Source organism: Paenibacillus sp. 2TAB26, assembly GCF_052115145.1.
Classification (GTDB): domain Bacteria; phylum Bacillota; class Bacilli; order Paenibacillales; family Paenibacillaceae; genus Pristimantibacillus.
Genome location: NZ_JBFRGC010000004.1, coordinates 296897 through 319598, shown reverse-complemented (window position 1 = coordinate 319598; position 22702 = coordinate 296897). Strand labels below are relative to the sequence as shown.

Below are 22702 nucleotides of genomic sequence, written 5' to 3'. Positions count from 1 at the left end.
ACCCGTTTCTTATATTTCTTGAACCATTGATTAGCAATCGTAGTAAAGGCTGAACTCATGCGGATGAATACGGATTGCAACAGCTTTAGCTTCTTGACGTTTTACTGCAACGTAGTTGTCAATGAAGTCTTTTGAGAATACGCCGCCTTCAGTCAAGAAATCGGAATCTGCTTCAAGGGCATTAAGCGCCTCGTCAAGCGTTCCAGGAACGCTGCGGATTTCTTTTTTCTCTTCTTCTGGCAATTCGTAGATGTTTTTGTCGAAAGGACCGTAACCAAGAGCTACTGGATCAAGCTTGCGCTTGATGCCGTCCAAACCTGCAAGCAGCATCGCTGCAAATGCAAGGTAAGGGTTAGCCGTGTTGTCCGGCGTACGGAATTCAATACGACAGCCTTTAGGTGTTACAGCTGCAATCGGAATACGAACGGCTGCAGAACGGTTGCCTTTTGAGAATACAAGGTTAACCGGCGCTTCGTAACCAGGCACAAGACGTTTGAATGAGTTTGTGCTTGGGTTAGTGATTGCGATCAAAGCCGGAGCGTGGTAAAGCACGCCGCCGATGTAGTGCATAGCCATTTCGCTTAGGTTAGCGTAAGCGCCTTTGTCATAGAACAAAGGAGTATCGCCGTTGAAGATAGAAGCATGAACGTGCATACCGCTACCGTTGTCACCGAATAGTGGCTTCGGCATGAAAGTAGCCGTTTTGCCGTATTGGCGAGCTGTGTTGTGAATAATATATTTGAATTTCATAAGATTGTCGGCTGTTTTTGTCAATGTGTCAAAACGGAAGTTGATTTCTGCTTGACCAGCAGTTGCAACTTCATGGTGATGACGTTCTACGCGAAGGCCCGATTCCTGCAATAGGCGAACCATTTCGCTGCGGATGTCTTGTTGGGAGTCGATAGGAGCTACAGGAACATAGCCGCCTTTAACCGGAATTTTCGAACCAAGGTTTCCGCCCTCTTCTTTACGGTTCGTGTTCCAGCCAGCTTCCTCGGATTCAACAACATATGAGGATGCGTTCATTGTGCTTTCATAGCGAACTTCGTCGAAAATAAAGAATTCAGGTTCTGGTGCAAAAAATGCTGTCGTACCAATACCCGTAGTTTGAAGATACTCTTCAGCCTTTTGAGCGATGCTGCGTGGGTCACGGTCATAACGATCGCCTTCAGGTGTATGAATATTACACATAACGTTCAGTGTAGGATGATCAGTGAAAGGATCAATAAATACGGATTCTGTATCCGGCATCATAACCATATCGGAATTTTCGATACCGCGGAAACCGTGGATTGATGATCCATCAAAAGCTACTCCGTTTACAAAAGTATCAGCATCAACCTCAGCAGCAGGAAGCGTGATGTGGTGAGCCTTACCTAGAAGATCCACGAAGCGGAAATCTACAAACATAATGCTGTTTTCTTTAATATTGTCCAAAACATTTTGAACTGACATTATAATTTCCTCCATTTCCGAACATTAGCGTAGTGTTGAACAAGTATTGTTCAATTATTGCTCCAAATCCATGTGGTTATTATAAAACTAGCCCTCAATCTCCGTCAATAGCTATGTAAGGTATTTTTTGAACTCATGTTAGGTATACTTACAAGTTTGTACGTTTGTTCACAAATCCTCAATAAAAAAAGCTGAGATCCTTTTATTTATAAGGCTTTTTGAGAACGGTTACACAAAAAACAAAAAAACTTTGCCATCCTAAGATGACAAAGTTTGGTTTGATGTTATGTTAGATTTTCCACTCTACAAAAGCTTCTGCTGGTGCTTTTGGCGTATCAAACTGTTTGCCTACGATCGGTGCCAGCTTCTCTAGGTCCTTCAATAAGTTAGCGAATTGGTCCGGGAACAAGGATTGTACCCCATCGCCAGTCATCGAGTTATCTGGATCGGTATGCATTTCAACGATTAATCCGTTCGCGCCAGCCGCTACTGAAGCTTTCGACATAGGCTCAACCAGCTCACGACGGCCTGTTCCATGGCTCGGGTCAGAAATAACTGGCAAATGGCTGAGAGATTGAAGCACTGGAATTGCAGTTAAATCAAGCGTATTGCGCGTATAAGTTTCGAATGTTCGGATTCCGCGCTCACACAACATGACATTAGGATTACCGCCTGCCAAAATGTACTCCGCCGCATTCAAAAACTCGTCATAGGTTGAGCTGAATCCACGTTTAAGCAGTACAGGCGTTTGAATCGTTCCAAGCTTGCGCAGCAAATCGAAGTTTTGCATATTGCGTGTACCTACTTGAAGAATGTCTGCATATTCTGCGCATACATCCACGTATTCTGGCGTCATGACTTCTGTAATCGTCAGAAGGCCGTGCTTCTTACCCGCTTCCGCCATCATAACAAGCCCTTCCACGCCTACGCCTTGGAAGCTGTAAGGCCCTGTGCGCGGCTTGAAGGCGCCTCCGCGCAGCACCTGTCCGCCAGCCGCTTTTACTAAACGAGCAATCTCGTCGATTTGCTCCGGTGTTTCAACAGCACAAGGTCCGCCCATTATAACAAGATTGCTTCCGCCGATTTTCACGCCTTTTATGTCAATAACTGTATCATCCGGATGAAAGTCACGGCTTGCTAACTTGTATGATTTCGAAATTTTAATAACGTTTTCCACACCTTTCATTTGACGCAAATGCTCAGCAAGCGTAGGTTCTGCTTTGCCAATAATTCCAATTACCGTGCGATCCGTACCTCTTGATACATGCGCTTGAACACCTGCTCTTTCAATATGAGCAACAATTTCTGTAATGCGTTCTTCTGCAATATTTGAATTCGTGATAACGATCATAGGGATCACTCCTAAATTTATTGTGGGATTTGGGCAAAAAAAATGTACAAACTTTTGCTTAATAAATGCATGGCATCGCACGAAGCGCGCCTCAATTTCTCATAATCATTGGATATCCACTTTATGGCTTTTATGCTTCGTAGCTTTTAAGCTTCTATGCTTTTAACCGCTAAAGTAAATATACAAGAGAAACTCATTTTCGTCAACCCCGTCATAATAAAAAAAGGAGATGAGACTCATTCATGATGCTTCTTCTGCATCAATCACTAGTCTCATCTCTTGCTTCATGTTAGCTATTTATTCAGGTTTCTCTGCGGTTGCCGTTGCCGCTGGGGTCGACTTCACTCGAACATTAGGCAGCAGCTTATTCATATTGACCGTACGACGGATTTCCCATGTCTCCGGATTATTATGATCGTACTGCTCTAAATAAGTAATGACCTCTTTCGTAAGCGGCGTCGGCGTAGACGCACCGGACGTAACTGCGACACGATCGATGCCTTTCAGCCATTCCTGTTCAATCTCTGACACATCGGAAACGCGGTAAGCTTTCACTCCTGCTATTTCCTCGGATACTTGTGCTAGACGGTTCGAGTTGTTGCTTCGCGGATCGCCAACTACGATCGTAAGCTGCGCTTCGCCTGCCTGCTCTGCCACCGCCTCTTGACGAACCTGAGTTGCCATGCAGATTTCATTATGAACCTCTGCAGTAGGATAACGCTCAAGGAGCTTGCTAATCACATGACGAATATCCCATTGCGACATCGTCGTTTGGTTCGTTATAAGAATGCGCCCTTCCGGCACATTAAGCGCAGCAATTTCCTCTTCCTTTTCAATGAGGTGAACCTGCTCCGGCGCAACGCCGATCGCTCCTTCGGGCTCAGGATGGCCCTTCTTGCCAATATAAATAATATGATAGCCTTCCGCCGATTTATCGCGAATGAGATCATGAGTTCTCGTAACGTCTGGGCATGTTGCATCCACAACGGAAAGCCCCTTGTCACGAGCACGCTGACGCACTTCTGGCGAGACGCCATGCGCTGTAAAGATAACGGTGCCTTGTTCGATTTGATCCAAAATGTCGAGTCGGTTGGCACCATCAAGCGTAATGACACCTTCCTGCTCGAATGCTTCTGTAACATGGGCATTATGGACAATCATACCTAATATATAAATAGGTCGCGGCAGCTCCAAGTTTTTGACCGTTTGCAAAGCCAGTACCATCGCGTCGACGACGCCATAGCAATAACCACGCGGTGATATTCTAACGATTTCCATTTATTGCACCTGCTTTCTGACCGGATATGCGTAACAGCTATGAATCCTTCATTTCATCCGTTGCTACTATTATAGACGAATGAGACGTGTCAGAAAAGCTAATTGGAAGCCAAATCGTAAACTTCGTTCCATTTCCTTCGCTGGTGAGCACTTCTACAGAGCCTTTATGCTCATCAATAATCCATTTTGCAATGGATAATCCTAGACCTGTACCGACGGTAACTCCCCGTGATTCGTCCGCTCGATAGAAACGATCGAAAATATGCGGGATTTCATCAGGATTCATCCCAATCCCTGTATCTTGGATAACGAAGCCGATTTGTAAATCCCTTCTGACCGCACTCAGCTCAACCGTACCCTCCGACGTATATTTGAATGCATTCTCAATGAAAATAAATAACAGCTGCTGCAAATAATTGTGATTGGCATTGACGCGCACCCCATCCAATGCCGATAGATCGCCAAGCTTCCATTCAGCTGTACGCGGGAGCAGCTGTGCTCTGCGCACAACCTCCTCTGTAAGCGGCAGCAGGTCAAGCGGCGTCTTCTCCATCGTATAACCCGCATCTGCTCTCGCAAGCGCAAGCAGATCATTAACGAGCGTACTCATACGAATCGCCTCAGCAGATATATCGCTCATCGCTTCTTTGGACATATCCCATCGATCCGAATCCAGCGGCAACCACTCGCCCGTATCGATATCTCTATTCGTCTCTCGAACTCGCGTCCACATCCGCTCGAGCAGCTCAATATTGCCTCGAATCGTTGTCAAAGGCGTCCTAAGCTCATGAGACGCGTCAGATACGAACCTGCGCTGCGCCTTGTAAGCTTCATCAAGCTCATTGTATGCCATCTCCAAACGCGCAAGCATCACGTTTAACGTACTCACAAGCCTTCCTATCTCGTCCTTCGGCCCCATGACAGGAATCCGTACACTGAGATCAGCACCATTTTCAATTTGCTCTGTAGCACGAATGACACGTTCAATTGGACGAAGTGCCTGACGTGCAATTAACAAGCCTATAGTAAAGGCGATAAGTACAACGATTAAAGAGGCGAAAATGAGCGTCGTACGAACACTGTGCATAAATTTTTCTTCATTGTAAGGGATTGCACCAACCTGAAGAAGGCCAACTAAAGTTCCATCATTTGTATAAATAGGACGTTGGTGAATCAGCATATTGTACTTTTTCTTATTAATTTCCACACGTTTTTCGACTACTCCCTGCTCAGGCTTATCCGATGCTTCAGCATAAGGGAGGACAATTCCAAATTGATTTAAATTGTTTGACTGACTAATTGCACCTTCAATATAATTAACGATTTGAATATACATATCTTTCTCTTCAATTTGGGATTCTCGTCCCAAATTCAAATCATATTGATCCCAAAAAGTAGTTCCACCTCTAACGACAAGCTTTTGATCCTGTTTCTTTAATTGCTCCTTTAAATCAGAATAGGTATTCCAATTTAAAAAAACATAAATGGAAACGCCAAAAACAAGAAGTGTTACCGCAAGCAAACCCGAATACCAAAGCGTGAGCCTGAGCCTAATGGACATATGCTTAACCCGCCTCTCCGCGAAGCACATAACCGGTGCCGCGAACCGTCTGAATGAGTCGGTTTTTGCCTCCGTCCTCTACCTTTTGGCGCAGCATCGCGATATACACCTCCAGCACATTCGACTCCCCGCTGAAGTCATAACCCCAAATCTTCTCCATAATTGCATCTCGCGTAAGTACACGGCGAGGATTCTCCATGAATAGCAGCAGTAAATCGTATTCCTTGGATGTCAACTCAATCCGGCGACCCGAGCGAATCGCTTCTCTGGCATCCATATCCAAAATCAAATCCTCATAAAGCAGTTGATTGCTTGACTGCTCGATTTTATCTGCTTTGCGGCGCAGCAAGGCACGTGTCCGCGCAAGCAGCTCCTCCAGCGCAAACGGCTTAACCAAATAATCGTCAGCCCCAAGATCGAGCCCTTTGACCCGGTCATTGATGTCATCCTTTGCCGTCAGCATCATAATCGGCACCGTACTGCCTCCCTCGCGCACACGGCGGCAAACTTCCCAGCCATCCACTTGAGGCATCATCACATCAAGAATGAGCAGATCCGGCTCCGTCTTAAGCAGCACCTTCAGCCCTTCCATTCCATTCGAAGCGGTAGTTACCTCATAACCTTCAAACGCTAGACTTCTGCGAAGTAAAGAAATAATTTTATCATCATCATCTACAACTACAATATGCTGTCTCAACGGCATGTCCCCCTCTATTTGCAGCAAAAAGCACAGAGCCTGCTGTCTCTCTGCGCTTTTTGTTTCTATCCATCATGTAAGGCTTTATTGAGCGCCTGACGTATTTTTATCACCAATTTCAACCTTCAAGTTCATCGCACTGCCTTTGCGCAAAATGTTCAGCTCGATCTTATCGCCAACTTTTTTGGTTTTAATTTGATCAATAAGAGCTTGCGTGTTTGCGTATTTCTTGCCGTCAATGCCGACGATGACGTCGAACTGCTGCAATTCAGCCAAGTAAGCTGGTGAATTATAGTATACATTGCGAACAATAGATCCCTCTACTTTATCCATGCCTAATTGCTTCGCAATATCCGCTGTTACATCCTGCAGCTCTGCACCAATGTATGGAGCGGCTGGCTTAGGAATCGTCTTGTTGTTTTTAAGATTTTCCAGCACATCTTGAATCGTGCTCGTCGGAATCGCGAAACCGATGCCTTGTGCTTGCGAGCTTACTGCCGTATTAATGCCAACAACCTCACCGTTCACATTAAGAAGCGGACCGCCAGAGTTACCTGGGTTAATCGAGGCATCCGTTTGCAGCAAATGCTCGTATTTACGTGCTCCCTGTGTATCAGGGATATCAATCGGACGTTCTTTGGCACTTAATACGCCAACAGTAACCGTATGATCGAAGCCGTATGGGTTACCGATTGCAACAACCCAGTCGCCGATATTAATCGTATCCGAGTTGCCAAGCGGAAGCGTTGGGAACGCTTTGTCGCCCGTTACTTTAAGTACCGCTAAGTCTAAGTCATAGCTAGAACCCAGCAATTCAGCCGTGAATGGCTTATCATAGCCTTGAACAATAACTTTGATTTGGTCAGATTCTCCGATTACGTGCTGATTCGTTAAAATATAGCCTGTTGAATCGAAGAAAAACCCAGTTCCGATGCCTGATTGCTGCATGTTGCCTTCTTCATTCTTTTGTCCTGCATCCGGCTGTGTCGTTCCAGGGTAATCATCGCCAAAAAATTGGCGGAAAAACGAATCATCGAGCATGTTGTTGCTATTGTTGCGTTTTGCCGTATTAACGAAGGTTTCGATTTTTACTACTGCTGGACTTGCTGTCTCGAACAATTTAGCGATGTTGTCTGGTCTATCCGCGACTGTAGCCGCACCGCCGTTGCTGGTCGTACCCGCAGAAGCAGTGGAACCCGATCCGCTAGATTGTGTATTTGATGTTAATGCGGCTTCTTTCGTGAACCAGTTGTTTAAGTCCGCTGTATACATCAAGCTGCCTACTACAAGAACACCTGCTAGAAACGATGAAAAAATGGCCTTAAAGGAAGTCCGGCGCGGTTCCCTTACTTGCCATGGCCCTTTGGAGGACTGCGGCGACGGCGTGAACGTTCGAATTTGGGATTGCATAGGCGATTGTGATCTTGCCCGTTCAGATTCCATCGTTGAATCCGATTGTACATTCGCTTCTTCTGCACTGGATGCCTGTGCTTGCGTATCGTGTGTATGTGTATTGCCGTATGGCTGATCTTGAATCAGCTTAGGCTTTTCCGATCCGTAGCCAGAAGCTGAAGGATTCCCGCCTTCTTGAGAATTCGCCTTATACGGCCCATACGAATAATAATAAGATGGCTTTGCCGGCTGCTCCGATGACTCATTTGAAATAGGCTGCGCGGAGTCATTTGCGCTTTCGCTGTTATCAGCTGAGCCATGTCCCTCTTCATTTTTGCGGAAAAAGTCGTCAAATCCCTTTTTGTTGTTTTGATCGTCCATGTACGTTCTCCTCCTTGAATCTTATTGCATCATGAGTCCAATTGGTATTCTATCCGGAAACATGTTATTTGATATAGTTCTATCATGCACATTCTACCTTAAAACAAACTTAAAAGGAATTTAAACAGAAATAAAAAAAACGCTCCCAAATGATTTTGGCAGCGTTTTTTTTGAGTGCTTTTACGATGTGAATCAATGCGGAAAAAGCTGCTCTACTTCATTTAATGTTTCTTTTGCGCGATCAATCCACTGTGGTTCTACTTCAGCATCTGGATTTGACGGTGATTGGAATTGATCAAACAGCGCTCCGACTACACGTACCGATGCTTCCGGATCATTACCTTCTCTATACTCATGCTTAAGTACGTACGGTGTACCAAGTATAATCCTCGCTTCATTATCTTTTTCCCCAACATCAATATGACCAGCAATGACTTCAAAAGGAATGCGAAGCCAAATCTTATTCGCATCATCAAGCGCGCGGTCAAAGGAACCAGCAGCATACTCCCAGTTGCCGCCAAGCGTGAATTGCTGCGACTCCAGCAGCTCTTTCGTTTCTAAGAAATGTTGCTCCCGTGATTCCAGCACGGACGAAATGGGTATCATGAAGGCGTCTCCTTTGCACTAGCTTATTTCTAATCTCTTTTTGCTAGTAGGTAGTATACCCTTCCATTTCCACCTTTATGTGCGATTAGCCCAGCCCTTGCGATGGGCCAGCACGGCAAGCTGTGTCCGGTCGTCAAGCTCGCATTTCATCAATAAATTGCTGACATGTGTTTTCACTGTTTTTACGCTTATATGCAGCTCTTCTGCAATTTCTTTGTTCGATTGTCCATCTGCAATAAGCAGCAGAACTTCCTTCTCACGTTCCGTTAACCCCTCATCACCAGACTGAGCGGTCTTCTGTCTTAAGCCTCTCGTTAACGCCTGCGATACGTCAGCAGTCATGACCGGCATTCCTTTGAATGCGCCGCTGATCGCATAAATAAGCTCTTCTGCAGAAACGGTTTTGAGCACGTAGCTGACAGCGCCAGCCTCTATCGCACCATAAACCTTGTCATCTTCGAGGAAGCTGGTCAGCATTACGATTTTCATATCAGGAAAATGCGAGATAATCGCCCTTGTCGCCTCAATGCCATCCATGCCGGGCATCATCAGATCCATCAAAATAATGTGAGGTCTATTTTCGTCCGAGCTAGCCTTCAGCAAGTCAATTGCTGATTGTCCATTGCTCGCCTCTGCAATGACATGAAGTTTTGGCTCCAGCATTAGATAAGTTCGAAGGCCCGTCCTTACCATATCATGATCATCCACGATCATTACTTTTATTAGTTCAGATGCATTCATTATTCATGCTCTCCCCGCTACATTTTTGGTATCGTAACCTTTACCCTCGTCCCGCTCCCAGACTTGCTCCAAATTTCGGCTGCACCGCCAAGCTTCTGTGCTCTCTCCTGCATCGTAGACAGTCCATATGAGCCGCGTCTCACCTCATCTACCTTGAAGCCAACTCCATCATCCTGCAAAATCATGCTAACCTGCCGTTCCGTATCTGCCATTGTCAGCGTGCAGCCCTTTGCGCTTGCATGCTTTACGATATTCGCCATCGCTTCTTGGACGATAAGAAAAAGCTGATGCTCCTTCGCTTCGGATAAACGCTCCTTCAAGCGCCATTCCAGCTCACCTTGCAAATTGTTTTGGCGGCAATAATCAGGGAACCACTTATCAAGCGCTTCATATAAAGTTCGACCTTCAAGCTCCATAGGCCGCAGCTGAGCGATGAAATTCCTCATTTGTTTCTGAGCCAAATTAGACATATTGACGAGCTGCTCGAGCACAGAATCCGCTCGTTCGCGATCAACCTGCTGCAGCTTTGGAAGCGATGAAGCGCACATATGGATAGCGAATAACTGCTGGCTTACCGTATCATGCAAATCCCTAGCCAAACGCTTTCGCTCCTCGAGCACTGCCGCTTCATTAGAGGCAGACTCCGTCATCACATACTCTTCACCGCGTACTTGCAGCCATTTCATCTTTTCTTCCATCTGCTGAGCGAGCTCATTAAACTCACGATAAACCTCATTAAATGAATTATGACCGCCCTCAGTAATCCGAACGCCATAGTTGCCGTTTGATGCTTGCTTTAGCGATAAATGAAGCGTATCAATTCGGCGTCCAATGCGCTGTGCCGCCCAGTAACCGAACGCCACGCTGACAAGGAGGAAGACGGAGGCAGCCCCTAGGCGCACTTCCGTCTTATTGACTTCATCTAAGAGGCCATTCCAGACCACCGCTCCAAGTATTAGAGACACAGTTGATGCGATGACAAACATTCCGATGAGCTCCCACTTTCCGCTCCTCAAAAACCGAACCATCATACTCGAATCACCCTACCTTTGTAACACGAACATCTCCGATAAACGTGCTGACGACCAACTTAATTTTTTTGTTAGCTTCCTGATAAGTTGGCGATTGAATATTGATATTCGTAAACAATCCGCCTTCTTTCTGGCCAAGCACCTTCACATCGCCAATAAAGGCGCTTGATACAACCTGTACGCCTACTTCATAATCATTCGGAACATATACCTTTACATCGCCTATAAATGAAGATACATGAATTTTGGTTTCGCCCATGGATACTTGTGCCTTTGTTAAATCAAGCACGGTATCACCGATGAAATGGGAAATATTAAGCGGCTTTAAATCCCAATAATCATGACCGATATGAATATCCCCGATAAACCCGGAACGATTCTGCACATTGGAATCATTATGGTTCCACCATTCCACATGCTCCTTATGATTTCGTTTCCATTCTTTTTCATTTTTTTTGTATTCTGATTTATGGTGATTTTTCCATTCCTTATACTCTTTCTTGGTGGCAGAAAAATCATCATATGGTTTGTTTGATGCGCTTTCCTGCTTCTCTTCCTTAGTGTGCGTGTCCGCAGGCTGCTTCGTTGGATCAGGGTGAAGAGGCGGCGCTGGCGGAACAGACGCTTCATCTGTGTAAGGGCGGTATGATTTCCAATCATCTGTTGGCGGAGTTTGGCGTTTTGATCTTGGTCTCCAAATAATATTGATCCCGACTAAAATCACAACTATTGGCCAAATGTAAGGAATGATGTCGCCAATAGACCATGAGAACAAGTTTAAATTGCGTCCCAAAAATACACATCCGATTAATAGGACAATCGCGCCCCACCAGCTCGAACCCGAGCCGTACGTTCTGCTGGACAACAATCCGCGAATACCTACAATCATAATGATTACAGGCCAATAGGTAGAAAATAAATCTCCAATATCAAAGGCCACATGACCCGTTTGATTCAGTAAAAACAAGACGCCAACTGCAATGATGATTAACCCGGTGAATAACCGGTTTGCGAAGTTTCCGTTCATGCGGCACCAGCTCCTTACGATTCCATCGTCGTTTGATATTCTTAGTATAACGGACAACATGCAATAGAAAAAGGGACGACCGATTGAATTGTTAGTCAGTCTCTAGACTGAGCTTTTGTTGATTCTATCCATTTTAAACCTAACATGCGTCACGAAACATAACGCAGAGCGTTGACATTGTTAACGTCTAATATTTATAATGATGAACGGATTAAGAAAATAGAGACCGCTATGCATGAATATTAGGAATAGGAGATGAAGAAATGGACGTTATCGAACTGTCAAAAGGACTAGATACCATCTGGGTCGTTTTGACAGCAGCCATGATCTTGCTCATGGAGGGCGGTTTCGCATTGCTTGAAGCAGGATTTGTCAGGCAAAAGAATGCCGTCAGCATCATCATGAAGGTTTTTGTCGACATCGCTTTCGGCGCACTCGTTTTTTACTTTTTTGGCTTCGCACTCATGTATGGGCAGGACGCAGGCGGAATAATCGGAACGACCGGCTTTCTCATCAACGGAGACCTGTCTCACATAAAACTAAATATTACGCACGAAACCTTTTGGTTATTCCAATGCGCATTCGTTATAGCCGTCATTTCAATCGTGTCGGGCGCAGTAGCGGAAAGAATAAATTTTAGAGCATATATTTTACTCACTATTGCAATGACCGGCTTCATTTATCCGTTAGCCGGACACTGGGTATGGTCAAGCAGCGGCTTTCTTGGCAAGCTTGGCATGATCGATTTTGCAGGCTCTGCTGTCATTCATGCTTTAGGAGGTTTCTCCGCTCTTGCCGCAGCCATTTTCATTGGTCCGAGAATCGGTAAGTTCAGTCCAGACGGCAAAGCCAATATCGTTCCGCCTTCCAACTTGCCGCTTGCTTCTGTAGGTGCGTTCATTCTATGGTTTGGCTGGTTCGGGTTTAATGCAGGCAGCACACTTAGCGCTACAAACGGCTCAATCGGACATATTGCGATTACAACGATGCTCTCGGCAGCTGCAGGGGGCGCAACATGTATCCTGTTTACGATGTTCCGCTACAAGAAAGCAGATCCACCAATGGTCATCAATGGTTCACTCGCCGGCCTCGTAGGCATTACTGCTGGCTGTGCATTCGTATCTGACATCGCTGCAATTGGGATCGGCGCAGTATCCGGCATCGCGATGGTGCTGGTCACTGAATGGCTCGAACGCAGGCAGATCGACGATCCAGTCGGCGCCTTTGCCGTACATGGCGTCAGCGGCAGCATCGGAACTATTGCAGTCGGCTTATTCGCACTTCCCGAGCTAACCGAGGGCGTAGGCAAGGGCTACTACGGTTTATTTTATGGCGGAGGCTTCAACTTGCTCGGCGTTCAAGCATTAGGGCTCGTAACGGTTTCCTTATGGGGCTTCGCTTTAACTTGGGGCGCACTATGGTTGATCCGCAAAATTATGCCCGTCCGTGTCTCCAAGGATGAGGAGCTCATCGGCCTCGATGTTGGCATTCACGGTGTTCCCGCATACAGCCAGGAGCATGATTTCCTCGATTATGATCGCTTAAAGAACAGCAAATAAACATAAAGAACCGCCCAAGCCGGAATGGCCTGGACGGTTCTTTGCTATTATTTAGAATGATCATTCCATTAATCGTTCATCTCATTGGCCAGCTCATAGGATACCGTTACAATATCGCTTGGAGCCGATACATTTTTGATGGAGCGAGCACTTTCGATTTCCAGACGGAGCGCACGAACCTTCTCCATCGGTTTTCTTACAAAATGAATATATTCAACGGCCAGATGATGATCTGGCTTCCTGCCAGTCAGCATTCTTCGAAGTGTAGACATCGATTGATACGCGCGGTCTTCCATCAGCCTTCTTTTCTCATAACGCTCAACCATCTGTTCAATTTCAGCTATTTCCTGCTCTTTCTTAGCAACGTAAGCATCAATAAAAGGTAAAACCTCGCCCGCTTTACGATGATGGGCAGCAATTACAAAGCCTGAATGAATGATCGGATCTGTCATGAGTATCCACCTGTCTTGTCATGTTATTATTTCTTACATATGTAATCATACAACAAACCGAGGTCATTTGAAAACTGTTTTTTATTAGATCAAAATAACGGTTTGATGAGCAGAGGATAAATAAAAAGAGGAACCGATAACGGTTCCCCTTTGTTTCCTTCTCATGGCATAGCAAAAAAATATTACTTCTCAGCTTTTTGCTGAGCATTGTTTGCCGCTTGTTTGTTAGCAGCGTTATTTTGGTTAAACTCTTCTGCGAATTCTGCATTGTATTGATTGTTTTGGGCTTTGTTGTTTTTGTTTTTAGCCATTGTATTCACCTCCCCGTTTCATTGATAGTATGGCATTCTTGCCGCTTATTATACGACTCATTTACGATTCTAAATACGTCTGCGGAATAGGCTTTCCAGCCTCAATAGCCAAGTTAATTTTGTTCAGCCATGCCTGCGAAAGCTTGCCCGTTCCCATGCGCAGCACTTCTACATGAACGGTGCGCTTGCCCCACTGCTCGTACACCTGCTTGATCGTTTCAAAATACAAGTCGATGCGTTTTCCCTTAATCGCTGAACCCGTATCAGCCACCACGCCATAGCCATAGCCAGGTATATAGAGCAGCGTCCCAATGGGAAACAGCCTCGTATCCGCCGCAATCGTTGAGACTTGATCCCTGCGCACCTTTACGCCCGAATAGGTGATTCCGTATTGTGGATGCCCAGGCCGTTTACCGGTCGATTCTACGCCAGCTGTGTAGCCTGTAGCAACAACTTCAACCTTTTTCGGCTTCGTGCGCGCAGCTGCCTCTGACTTGCCCAGGTTGTCGCTTTTGCTTGCAACAGGGCTTTGCTCAGGTGCTGATGCTTCAGCATGAACCGTACCGCCGCCCATTGTATCTAAACCGATTACGATAACAGTTAGGAGCAGCAAAGCCGTTAATCCTTTTTGAATATAAAAAAAGCTTGTAGCCATCTGGGTACTTCCTCCTCAGAAGAATAATGCCCCGATGGCTCAAGCTTTATGCGTTATTTATTATTGTTCTTTGTTTGCGATCTGCTTTTGCAGCTGCGAAATCAGCTCTGCAACTGGAATAGCGCCAAGATCGCCTTCACCGCGTTTCCTTACGGAGACGGCTTCAGCCTGCATTTCATTCTCGCCCACTACGAGCATGTAAGGCGCTTTCTCCAGCTGAGCCTCACGAATTTTGTAGCCCAGCTTCTCATTGCGCAAATCACTTTCTACACGAATGCCGTTTTCTTGCAGCTGCTCGGCAACTTTACGGGCATACTCCTCATAGGCAGTCGATACCGGAATAACCTTCGCCTGTACTGGCGACAACCACAATGGAAGCGCGCCAGCAAAGTTCTCAAGCAAGAAAGCTGTCATTCTTTCCATCGTGCTTATAATGCCGCGGTGGATAACGACCGGACGGTGCTTCTTGCCATCATCGCCGACATATTCAAGCTCGAAACGCTCAGGAAGCAAGAAATCAAGCTGTGCAGTCGACAACGTTTCTTCTTTGCCAAGCGCCGTTTTAATTTGAACGTCAAGCTTAGGACCGTAAAATGCAGCTTCGCCTTCAGCCTCGAAGAATGGAAGCTCCAGCTCCTCGACCACTTCACGCAGCATGCGCTGTGACATTTCCCACATCTCATCATTTTGGAAATACTTTTCTGTATCCTTAGGATCACGATAAGATAAGCGGAAACGATACTCTTTAATTCCGAAATCTTCATACACTTTGCGGATCAAGTTAACCACGCGTGCAAATTCTTCTTTGATTTGATCCGGACGGCAGAAGATATGCGCATCATTTAGCGTCATGGCACGTACGCGGTGCAAGCCTGTAAGCGCGCCTGACATTTCATAGCGGTGCATTGTGCCAAGCTCAGCAATCCTAACAGGCAGGTCGCGGTAGCTGCGCATGTCGCTTTTGAACACCATCATATGGTGTGGACAGTTCATTGGACGAAGAACAAGCTCTTCGTTGTCCATAATCATTTTTGGGAACATATCCTCGCTGTAATGCTCCCAGTGACCGGAGGTTTTATAAAGCTCCACATTCGCAAGCACTGGCGTATAAACATGCTCATAGCCCAGTCTTTCCTCAAGATCCACGATATAACGCTCCATCGTTCTGCGAAGCTTCGCGCCATTCGGCAGCCAAAGCGGCAAGCCTTGGCCAACCTCACGTGAGAATGTAAACATTTTTAGCTCGCGGCCTAGTTTACGGTGATCGCGTTTTTTAGCTTCCTCGAGGAAGTGAAGATGCTCATCCAATTGTGCTTTCTTAGGGAAAGCTGTTCCGTAAATACGCTGCAGCATTTTGTTTTTGGAATCTCCGCGCCAGTAGGCACCTGCTACGCTAAGCAGTTTAAATGCTTTAATACGGCCGGTAGATGGCAAATGTGGTCCACGGCATAGATCGAAGAACTCTCCTTGGTCATACATCGTAATAACCGAATCAGCAGGAAGGTCACGAATAAGCTCCAGCTTCAAGTTATCATCAAGCTCAGTGAAAATCGCAAGCGCCTCGTCTCTGCTAACTACACGACGACGAATGTCGATGTTTTGCTGAACGATTTTTTCCATTTCCTTCTCGATCTTTACAAGATCCTCAGGCGTCAACGATTGCTCCATATCAATATCATAGTAGAAGCCATCTTCGATTACCGGACCAATTCCAAGCTTAACATTAGCATTGCCGTATATCCGTTTGATCGCTTGTGCCAGCAAGTGAGCTGTACTATGGCGGTATACCTCAAGGCCGTCTGCCGAATCTACTGTAACGATTTCAATTGCAGCATTGTTCTCGATAGGTGTGTATACATCGACTACTTTGCCATCGATTTTTCCGGCAATCGCATTTTTACGCAAACCCGAGCTGATCGAGCCTGCTACTTCTTCAATAGTTGTGCCAGCCGCATATTCTCTTACCGCGCCATCTGGCAAAGTGATTTGAATTGTCATTTTGGTTCATCCTCCATTTTGTCCGTAAGCGAATTACGCTTCCATTCATCATTTCAAGCAAAAAAGAGCACAAAAAAAGCACGCATCCCTAAAAAAGGGACGAGTGCTTGTGTGCTCGTGGTTCCACCCTACTTCGACTGCTCTTTATTCCTATCGCAGCAGTCCTCGTATTATCTGGTAACGGAGATTTCCGGTACAGCATACTGCTATAGCGCTCAGCTTCATAAGAAACCTGCTATAGGTTGGGCCATACAGCTTCAAAGGGGTACGCCTGTGGATATTGTGGAAGGAAATTACAGCCAAGTTTCCTCTCTCTGGACCAAATATCATAAACAGACACATGTCTTTTTCATTGCCGATTACATCGTATATGTGTGTCATTATAGCTCGACTTACGCGTTTGGTCAAGGCTATAAGCTTCAAATAGACAGTAATTTCGTTAATTCGCCTATGGCTGAACGAGTTCATCAAGGCTGCTGCTGCAGGATGCGCATTGCGTGCAAAGCGTGACACGCTGGTCAAAAATCGTTTGAATCGTTCGAATCACTTGCATATCCTGCTGCCTCGTATGAATCGTAATATGCTTGGGAGATACAGCAATCAGCGAGCTGATTACCATGTCTTCAATGTTCATTTCCGTTTCAAGCATTTCGGCTACGATACGATCGGTTGGAGGGTTCGGATCAAGCGGTTGAAACTTTTCATCATAGAGCATGAATTCATGACCGCCCTTATGCAGCAAATGCACCATAGGCAGCTTTGTATCTTGAAGAAACACAAAATATTTTAACAGGGAAATAAACTCCTGATATTGTTTATCGAGCACATACTCATCTAATGCGTATTCCACAACTTCGGCTAGCTCTTTACGATAGGGCTCAAGCCTGAAGGTTGTAAACCCCTTTACATTAAGCTCCGTGTTATCCTGCAAAAAAAGCTGGACCTCTGCAGCCACTTTGCTTTTCCTTCTTAGGCGATCCGCATCCAAAAATCTCGTTCCAAGGCTATCCCATTCTTTCCCATGCAGCAAGTCATGACAATACCGCTCAATAGCAGCTGTATCGGCTGAACTGTTATGGCGATACTTTCTGCGAATAATAGCAGCAAGCATCCCTGGTTCCATCTCACTTACTACAAATTCAGCTATGGCTAGTGATGCTGCTTTATATACGATGTGACCATGCGCTTTTAACTGAAAATTTGGCAACAGCGCTAGACAGCTTATATTTTGATCCGATACCTGCTGAAACTCGATGACGGCTGTTTGCTCCGTTTTTGAGCCAATATGTAAATCGACGAGCGCTTGTTCCTTCAACAATTGAGTTAGTTTATTAACCGACTTTTGGAGACTTGCAGGTAACGATACCGTGAATAGCTCCATCAGCTCACCCCTTTCTTTCCTTATCAGTATATGGTGACGCGTTCAGGGATATACGATGAAGACATTGGAATGTAAGGGAAGCAAGCATACAAAAAAACGTTTGCCGAACTTCCCACTATGCAGCGAGAAGTTCAACAAACGTATTGATCATGCTTATATCGGTCTAAAAAGCATTAATTTTGCATAACAAAATCGAGATCTGCTTTATCGGATTCATTGTAAACCTTTAAAATATTATATTTTGTATCCCGTTGAGCCGGAATTTTGCCGCACTCGCGAATAAGCTGAAGGATAAGTTCAATGTTCACTTTATGTGTTGTTCCAGCTGCTGAAACGACATTTTCCTCAATCATGGTGCTTCCGAAGTCATTGCAGCCATAAGAGAGTGATAACTTGCCCATTTCAGGACCCATCGTTACCCAAGAGGATTGGAAATTCGGAATATTATCAAGCATGATTCGACTAGCTGCAACAATACGCAAATATTCCTCTGGCTTTGCTTTCTCAAGCTTCAGGTTTGTATTGTCTGGCTGGAATGGCCACGAAATAAACGCCAAGAAACCCGTCGAATCATATTTGTTCGCGATGCACTCATCTTGAGCATCACGGATGCGCAGCATATGTAATGCGCGCTCTTCAACGGTCTCGCCAAGACCATAAACCATCGTTGCAGTCGTATTCATACCATGACGGTGTGCAGACTTCATCACATCCATCCAGTCTGTCCAAGAGCCCTTCATGCGGCTGATCTTGCGGCGAGTGCGATCGTCCAAAATTTCTGCGCCGCCGCCAGGCAAAGAATCAAGTCCAGCATCATGCAGTTGTCTAATCACTTCATCGAGAGAAAGGCCATCTGATACAACCTTCATCTTCTGAATTTCCGCTGGAGAGAACGAATGCATCGTTATGCCCGGGTAATGCTGTTTAATTTTGCGAAGCAGATCCAAATAATACGTAAACGGCAAATCTGGATTCGTACCGCCCTGCATCAAAATTTCAGTTCCACCCACATCGATCGTTTCTTGAATTTTGCTCAAAATCGTATCGTCAGGCAGTACATAACCCTCTTTAGAGCCTGGAGCGCGATAAAATGCGCAAAAACGGCAATAAACATCACATACGTTCGTGTAGTTTACATTTCGACCAACAACAAAAGTCGTTATTGGATCTGGATGATGCTTGAGCATGATTTGATTAGCTACATGCCCCATCTTTTCAATCTGATCCGAAGCTAATAATTCCATGCCTTCTTCGAGCGAAACACGCTCGCCGCGCAACGCTTTATCCAAAATATGGTCCAACGTTCCCATTCCGCAAGACCTCCTTATTCCCGTTCTATTTATGCTAACCATCACTTCATCCTAACATAGATCTCTAGTGCAAGTCACCCGCCGTATGATGGCATCTCGCCCTGAAATAAGGAAAAACACGGCATGTTCGTGAGAACATCCGTGCTTTCCTTTCTTTTAGTCCCAATTAGGCACGAAGCGCATTATCCAAATCTTCAATAAGATCCTCAATATCCTCTAGACCAACAGAGTAACGCACCAAGCCGTCCGTAATGCCGCGTGCATGACGCACTTCTCTCGGCATTGCTGCATGCGACATCATAGCTGGGTAAGAAAGAATGCTCTCTACTGCACCTAAGCTGACAGCTACTAAAGGAATTTGAACCTTGCTCAGCAAAGATTTGGCACGCTCTCCACTTCCAACATCGAAGGATACGACAGCTCCATACCCAAGCGACTGCTTCTCATGTATCGCCCGGCCGGGGTGATTCTCTAAACCAGGATAATAAACCGCTGTTACTTCCTTATGCTCCGACAACCATTCAGCTAGTCTGCGAGCGCTTTGCTCGCTATATTCCATCCGAGCTTTCAATGTTTTCATGCCGCGCATCAACAACCATGATTCTTGGGCGCTCAGAACCGTTCCCATTCCGTTTTGAAGCTGTTTCAAGCGTTTGCCTAGACCTTCATCTGCGGTAACTGCAAGCCCAGCTAGCACATCGCTGTGGCCGCCTAGAAACTTCGTCGCACTGTGCAAGACGATATCGACGCCATGCTCAATTGGACGCTGATGATACGGAGTCATGAACGTATTATCAAGCAGTGTAAGCAGTCCATGCTCTTTTGCCCAAGCTGTCGTTTCTGCAATATCTGTGATTTTGAGCGTCGGGTTGGAAGGCGTCTCCATAAATACAGCTTTTGTATTTGGCTTAAGCGCCGCCTTAACCGCTTCAAAATCCGTCATATCAACAAAAGTAGACTCAATGCCCAGTCGATCCAAAATCGTCGTCAGCAAGCGGTAAGTTCCGCCGTAGACATCCTCTGTTACGATGACATGCTCACCTGCAGAAAGCAGCAAAAACGTGGTTGAGATTGCAGCCATGCCTGATGCAAAGGCGAATCCGCGAGCACCGCCCTCAAGCAAAGCGATATAATCCTCTAGCGCTTGGCGTGTAGGATTGCCCGAGCGGCTGTAATCATATTGCGGCGGATTGAAAATATCATGATGATGGAACGTTGAAGCTTGATAAATAGGTACGCTTGAAGCTCCTGTATGCTCGTCAATTTCTGCTCCGAAATGCAGCAGCTTCGTTGCAAACCGGCGATCTTGAGGTTGAATTTTGTCGTTGCCCATTAGTTGTTAACCTCCTCAATTTCGCGTTTGGCAGCTTCGAGTGCTTGCGCCAAGTCACTGATCAAATCATCTGCATGCTCAATTCCTACGGAGAAACGAAGCAGACGGTCGTCAACGCCTATCGCTTGACGAATTTCAAGCGGAATATCAGCATGCGTCTGAACCGCTGGGTAGGTCATCAAGGATTCAACTCCGCCCAAGCTCTCAGCAAATGCAATGAGCTTAATGTGACGAAGAATTGGCTCCACATAACGAGCGTCCTTTAATCGGAATGAGAAAATGCCAGTATTGCCGGATGATTGTTTGTTCTGAATTTCATGGCCAGGATGGTGAGGCAATGCCGGATAATAAACATCCTCAACGGCTGAATGCTCAAGCAAATAATTAGCAATTGCGGTAGCATTAAATTGGTGGCGCTCCATACGGAGCGCAAGCGTCTTCATTCCCCTCATTAGAAGCCATGAATCCTGAGGCCCGAGCACCGCTCCAATTGAATTGTGCAGGAAGGCCATCTCATCCGAGAGCTCCTTGCCTTTGGTTACAATAAGACCAGCAAGAACGTCATTGTGACCACCTAAATATTTAGTCGCGCTATGAATGATAATGTCAGCACCCAGTTCTATAGGACGTTGGAAGAAAGGCGTAAGCAGCGTATTGTCTACAATAGTAAGCAAGCCTTTTGACTTCGCCCACGCAGTTACTTTCTCAATATCCGTAATCATCATAAGCGGGTTAGTTGGCGTTTCGATAAGTACTGCTTTTGTGTTCGGCGTCCATAATGCCGCCATCGCATCAATATCGTTGGTATCCACATAAGATGCCGTCACACCAAATCTCGACATGATCCGCTCCAACAAGCGATAAGTACCGCCATATAGATCAAGAGATACGATCAAATGATCGCCCTGACTAAATAAGGCGAATATCGTTTGCAGCGCGGCCATGCCGGAGCTACAGGCAAATGCCGCATCGCCAGCTTCTAATTGTGCAGCCGCTTCTTCTAATACCGCTCTGGTTGGGCTTTTGGTACGCGCATAATCAAATCCTGTACTCTGTCCCAGCTTAGGATGACGAAATGCTGTTGATTGGTACACTGGAAAACTTACCGCTCCAGTTACAGGCTCTTTAATAGATCCAATCTGTGCTAAATGGCTCTCTATCTTCATCTTTATATAGCGCTCCCTTATTATATGGTTTTAAATGCCTCCACCCAAATCATACGGTGTTTGCTGGTAAACATAATAATTAAGCCAGTTCGAGAATAATAGGTTGGCATGCGCACGCCATGTTGATAACGGCGGGTTAGCTGGGTTATCACCTGGGAAATAATTTTTTGGTACATCTATTTGGTGCCCTTTGGCTTGATCGCGATCATATTCATATTTAAGTGAAGTTGGATCATATTCGGAGTGGCCTGTGACGAAAATTTGTCTGCCGTCTTTTGAAGCCACGATGTATACGCCCGAATCCGCTGATTCCGATAAAATATCGAGCGTGTCAAGCTTCTCGATGTCCTCGCGGCGTACCTCTGTGTGACGAGACTGTGGCACAAAAAACATTTCATCAAAGCCTCTCAGCAAATTAACATTGCGTTTTTCAATCGTGTGCGGGAACACACCAAACATTTTGCTGTCCAAGCTGTATTTGGGAACATTAAAGTGATGATAGAGCCCAGCTTGTGCGGCCCAACAAATATGGAAAGTTGAAGTTACGCGCCTTGCGCTCCAATCCATAATTTCTTTCAGCTCTTCCCAGTAGTTTACATCCTCGAAAGGCATATGCTCTACCGGCGCGCCTGTAATGATGAGACCATCATAATATTCATCCGAAATTTCATCGAATGTTTTATAGAAGGATTCCAAATGATCGGCTGAGGTGTTTTTTGATGTATGTGTTCTTGGATGCAGCAGTACAACCTCAACTTGTAGCGGCGTATTGCCGATAAGTCTAAGCAGCTGCGTTTCGGTTGTTTCCTTGGTAGGCATTAAGTTCAAAATCGCAATTCTGAGCGGCCTAATATCCTGATGGTAGGCGATGCTCTCATCCATGACGAAAATGTTCTCGTTGTTTAATACCTCTTTGGCTGGTAAATTGTCAGGCACTTTAATTGGCATAGGTATCACTCCTCTAGAAGCAGTATGACCGCTTGAACATGAAAAAGACCCTTTCTGCTGTGAGAAAAG

The 22702-nt window shown here is 45.7% G+C and carries 20 protein-coding genes; 1 reads left to right on the top strand and 19 read right to left on the bottom strand.

Features of this window, described 5'->3' with window-relative positions; all coding sequences use genetic code 11:
* Window positions 1-30: 30 nt before the first annotated feature.
* The 10 genes from glnA to liaF form a co-directional block, all read right to left on the bottom strand.
* The gene (glnA, locus tag AB4Z50_RS05975; protein ID WP_076267605.1) at window positions 31-1455 is read right to left on the bottom strand and encodes a type I glutamate--ammonia ligase; all 1425 of its coding nucleotides are present in this window, start codon (window positions 1453-1455) and stop codon (window positions 31-33) included.
* A 289-nt stretch (window positions 1456-1744) separates the two neighbouring features.
* Complete coding sequence (aroF, locus tag AB4Z50_RS05970) at window positions 1745-2806, bottom strand: 3-deoxy-7-phosphoheptulonate synthase (RefSeq protein ID WP_441876824.1); 1062 nt, start codon at window positions 2804-2806, stop codon at window positions 1745-1747.
* Window positions 2807-3103: 297 nt separating this feature from the next.
* Window positions 3104-4084 carry a 4-hydroxy-3-methylbut-2-enyl diphosphate reductase gene (locus tag AB4Z50_RS05965; RefSeq protein ID WP_339204386.1) on the bottom strand — a complete coding sequence of 327 codons (981 nt, stop codon included), beginning with the start codon at window positions 4082-4084 and terminating at the stop codon, window positions 3104-3106.
* Between the two features lie 37 nt (window positions 4085-4121).
* Window positions 4122-5645 carry a sensor histidine kinase gene (locus AB4Z50_RS05960; RefSeq protein ID WP_441876821.1) on the bottom strand — a complete coding sequence of 508 codons (1524 nt, stop codon included), beginning with the start codon at window positions 5643-5645 and terminating at the stop codon, window positions 4122-4124.
* 4 nt (window positions 5646-5649) lie between these two features.
* Window positions 5650-6342, bottom strand: a complete 693-nt coding sequence (locus tag AB4Z50_RS05955) for a response regulator transcription factor (protein ID WP_076267601.1) — start codon at window positions 6340-6342, stop codon at window positions 5650-5652.
* Window positions 6343-6426: 84 nt separating this feature from the next.
* On the bottom strand, window positions 6427-8115 hold the full coding sequence (locus tag AB4Z50_RS05950) for a S1C family serine protease (protein ID WP_441876817.1): 1689 nt from the start codon (window positions 8113-8115) through the stop codon (window positions 6427-6429).
* Window positions 8116-8307: 192 nt separating this feature from the next.
* Complete coding sequence (locus tag AB4Z50_RS05945; RefSeq protein ID WP_076267599.1) at window positions 8308-8721, bottom strand: YugN family protein; 414 nt, start codon at window positions 8719-8721, stop codon at window positions 8308-8310.
* Window positions 8722-8796: 75 nt separating this feature from the next.
* Window positions 8797-9462, bottom strand: coding sequence for a response regulator (locus AB4Z50_RS05940; RefSeq protein ID WP_076267598.1), 666 nt, complete (start codon window positions 9460-9462; stop codon window positions 8797-8799).
* 17 nt (window positions 9463-9479) lie between these two features.
* On the bottom strand, window positions 9480-10493 hold the full coding sequence (locus AB4Z50_RS05935) for a histidine kinase (protein WP_430060077.1): 1014 nt from the start codon (window positions 10491-10493) through the stop codon (window positions 9480-9482).
* 7 nt (window positions 10494-10500) lie between these two features.
* A complete protein-coding gene (gene liaF / locus AB4Z50_RS05930) occupies window positions 10501-11520 on the bottom strand; it encodes a cell wall-active antibiotics response protein LiaF (protein ID WP_441876812.1) in 1020 nt (339 codons plus the stop codon).
* 263 nt (window positions 11521-11783) lie between these two features.
* Here liaF and AB4Z50_RS05925 point away from each other — a divergent pair, with 263 nt between their 5' ends.
* On the top strand, window positions 11784-13079 hold the full coding sequence (locus AB4Z50_RS05925) for an ammonium transporter (protein ID WP_441876809.1): 1296 nt from the start codon (window positions 11784-11786) through the stop codon (window positions 13077-13079).
* A gap of 68 nt (window positions 13080-13147) precedes the next feature.
* Here the strand turns inward: AB4Z50_RS05925 and AB4Z50_RS05920 are convergent, their stop codons facing one another.
* From AB4Z50_RS05920 to metA, 9 genes are all read right to left on the bottom strand, one after another.
* Window positions 13148-13531 carry a hypothetical protein gene (locus AB4Z50_RS05920; RefSeq protein ID WP_339204396.1) on the bottom strand — a complete coding sequence of 128 codons (384 nt, stop codon included), beginning with the start codon at window positions 13529-13531 and terminating at the stop codon, window positions 13148-13150.
* A gap of 182 nt (window positions 13532-13713) precedes the next feature.
* Entirely contained in the window at window positions 13714-13842 is a 129-nt protein-coding gene (locus AB4Z50_RS05915; RefSeq protein WP_256710855.1) for a hypothetical protein, read from the bottom strand.
* Between the two features lie 61 nt (window positions 13843-13903).
* Window positions 13904-14497 carry a 3D domain-containing protein gene (locus AB4Z50_RS05910; RefSeq protein WP_441876805.1) on the bottom strand — a complete coding sequence of 198 codons (594 nt, stop codon included), beginning with the start codon at window positions 14495-14497 and terminating at the stop codon, window positions 13904-13906.
* Window positions 14498-14557: 60 nt separating this feature from the next.
* The gene (thrS, locus tag AB4Z50_RS05905; protein WP_076267592.1) at window positions 14558-16495 is read right to left on the bottom strand and encodes a threonine--tRNA ligase; all 1938 of its coding nucleotides are present in this window, start codon (window positions 16493-16495) and stop codon (window positions 14558-14560) included.
* A 448-nt stretch (window positions 16496-16943) separates the two neighbouring features.
* On the bottom strand, window positions 16944-17876 hold the full coding sequence (locus AB4Z50_RS05900; RefSeq protein ID WP_441876802.1) for a putative sporulation protein YtxC: 933 nt from the start codon (window positions 17874-17876) through the stop codon (window positions 16944-16946).
* Window positions 17877-18049: 173 nt separating this feature from the next.
* Window positions 18050-19186, bottom strand: coding sequence for a cyclic dehypoxanthinyl futalosine synthase (gene mqnC, locus AB4Z50_RS05895; protein WP_430060069.1), 1137 nt, complete (start codon window positions 19184-19186; stop codon window positions 18050-18052).
* Window positions 19187-19352: 166 nt separating this feature from the next.
* Window positions 19353-20519, bottom strand: a complete 1167-nt coding sequence (locus tag AB4Z50_RS05890; RefSeq protein WP_430060067.1) for a trans-sulfuration enzyme family protein — start codon at window positions 20517-20519, stop codon at window positions 19353-19355.
* Window positions 20519-21685, bottom strand: coding sequence for an aminotransferase class I/II-fold pyridoxal phosphate-dependent enzyme (locus tag AB4Z50_RS05885; protein ID WP_076267588.1), 1167 nt, complete (start codon window positions 21683-21685; stop codon window positions 20519-20521). The genes AB4Z50_RS05890 and AB4Z50_RS05885 overlap by 1 nt, the downstream gene beginning before the upstream one ends.
* 30 nt (window positions 21686-21715) lie before the next feature.
* On the bottom strand, window positions 21716-22633 hold the full coding sequence (gene metA, locus AB4Z50_RS05880; RefSeq protein WP_441876797.1) for a homoserine O-acetyltransferase MetA: 918 nt from the start codon (window positions 22631-22633) through the stop codon (window positions 21716-21718).
* Window positions 22634-22702 lie beyond the last annotated feature (69 nt).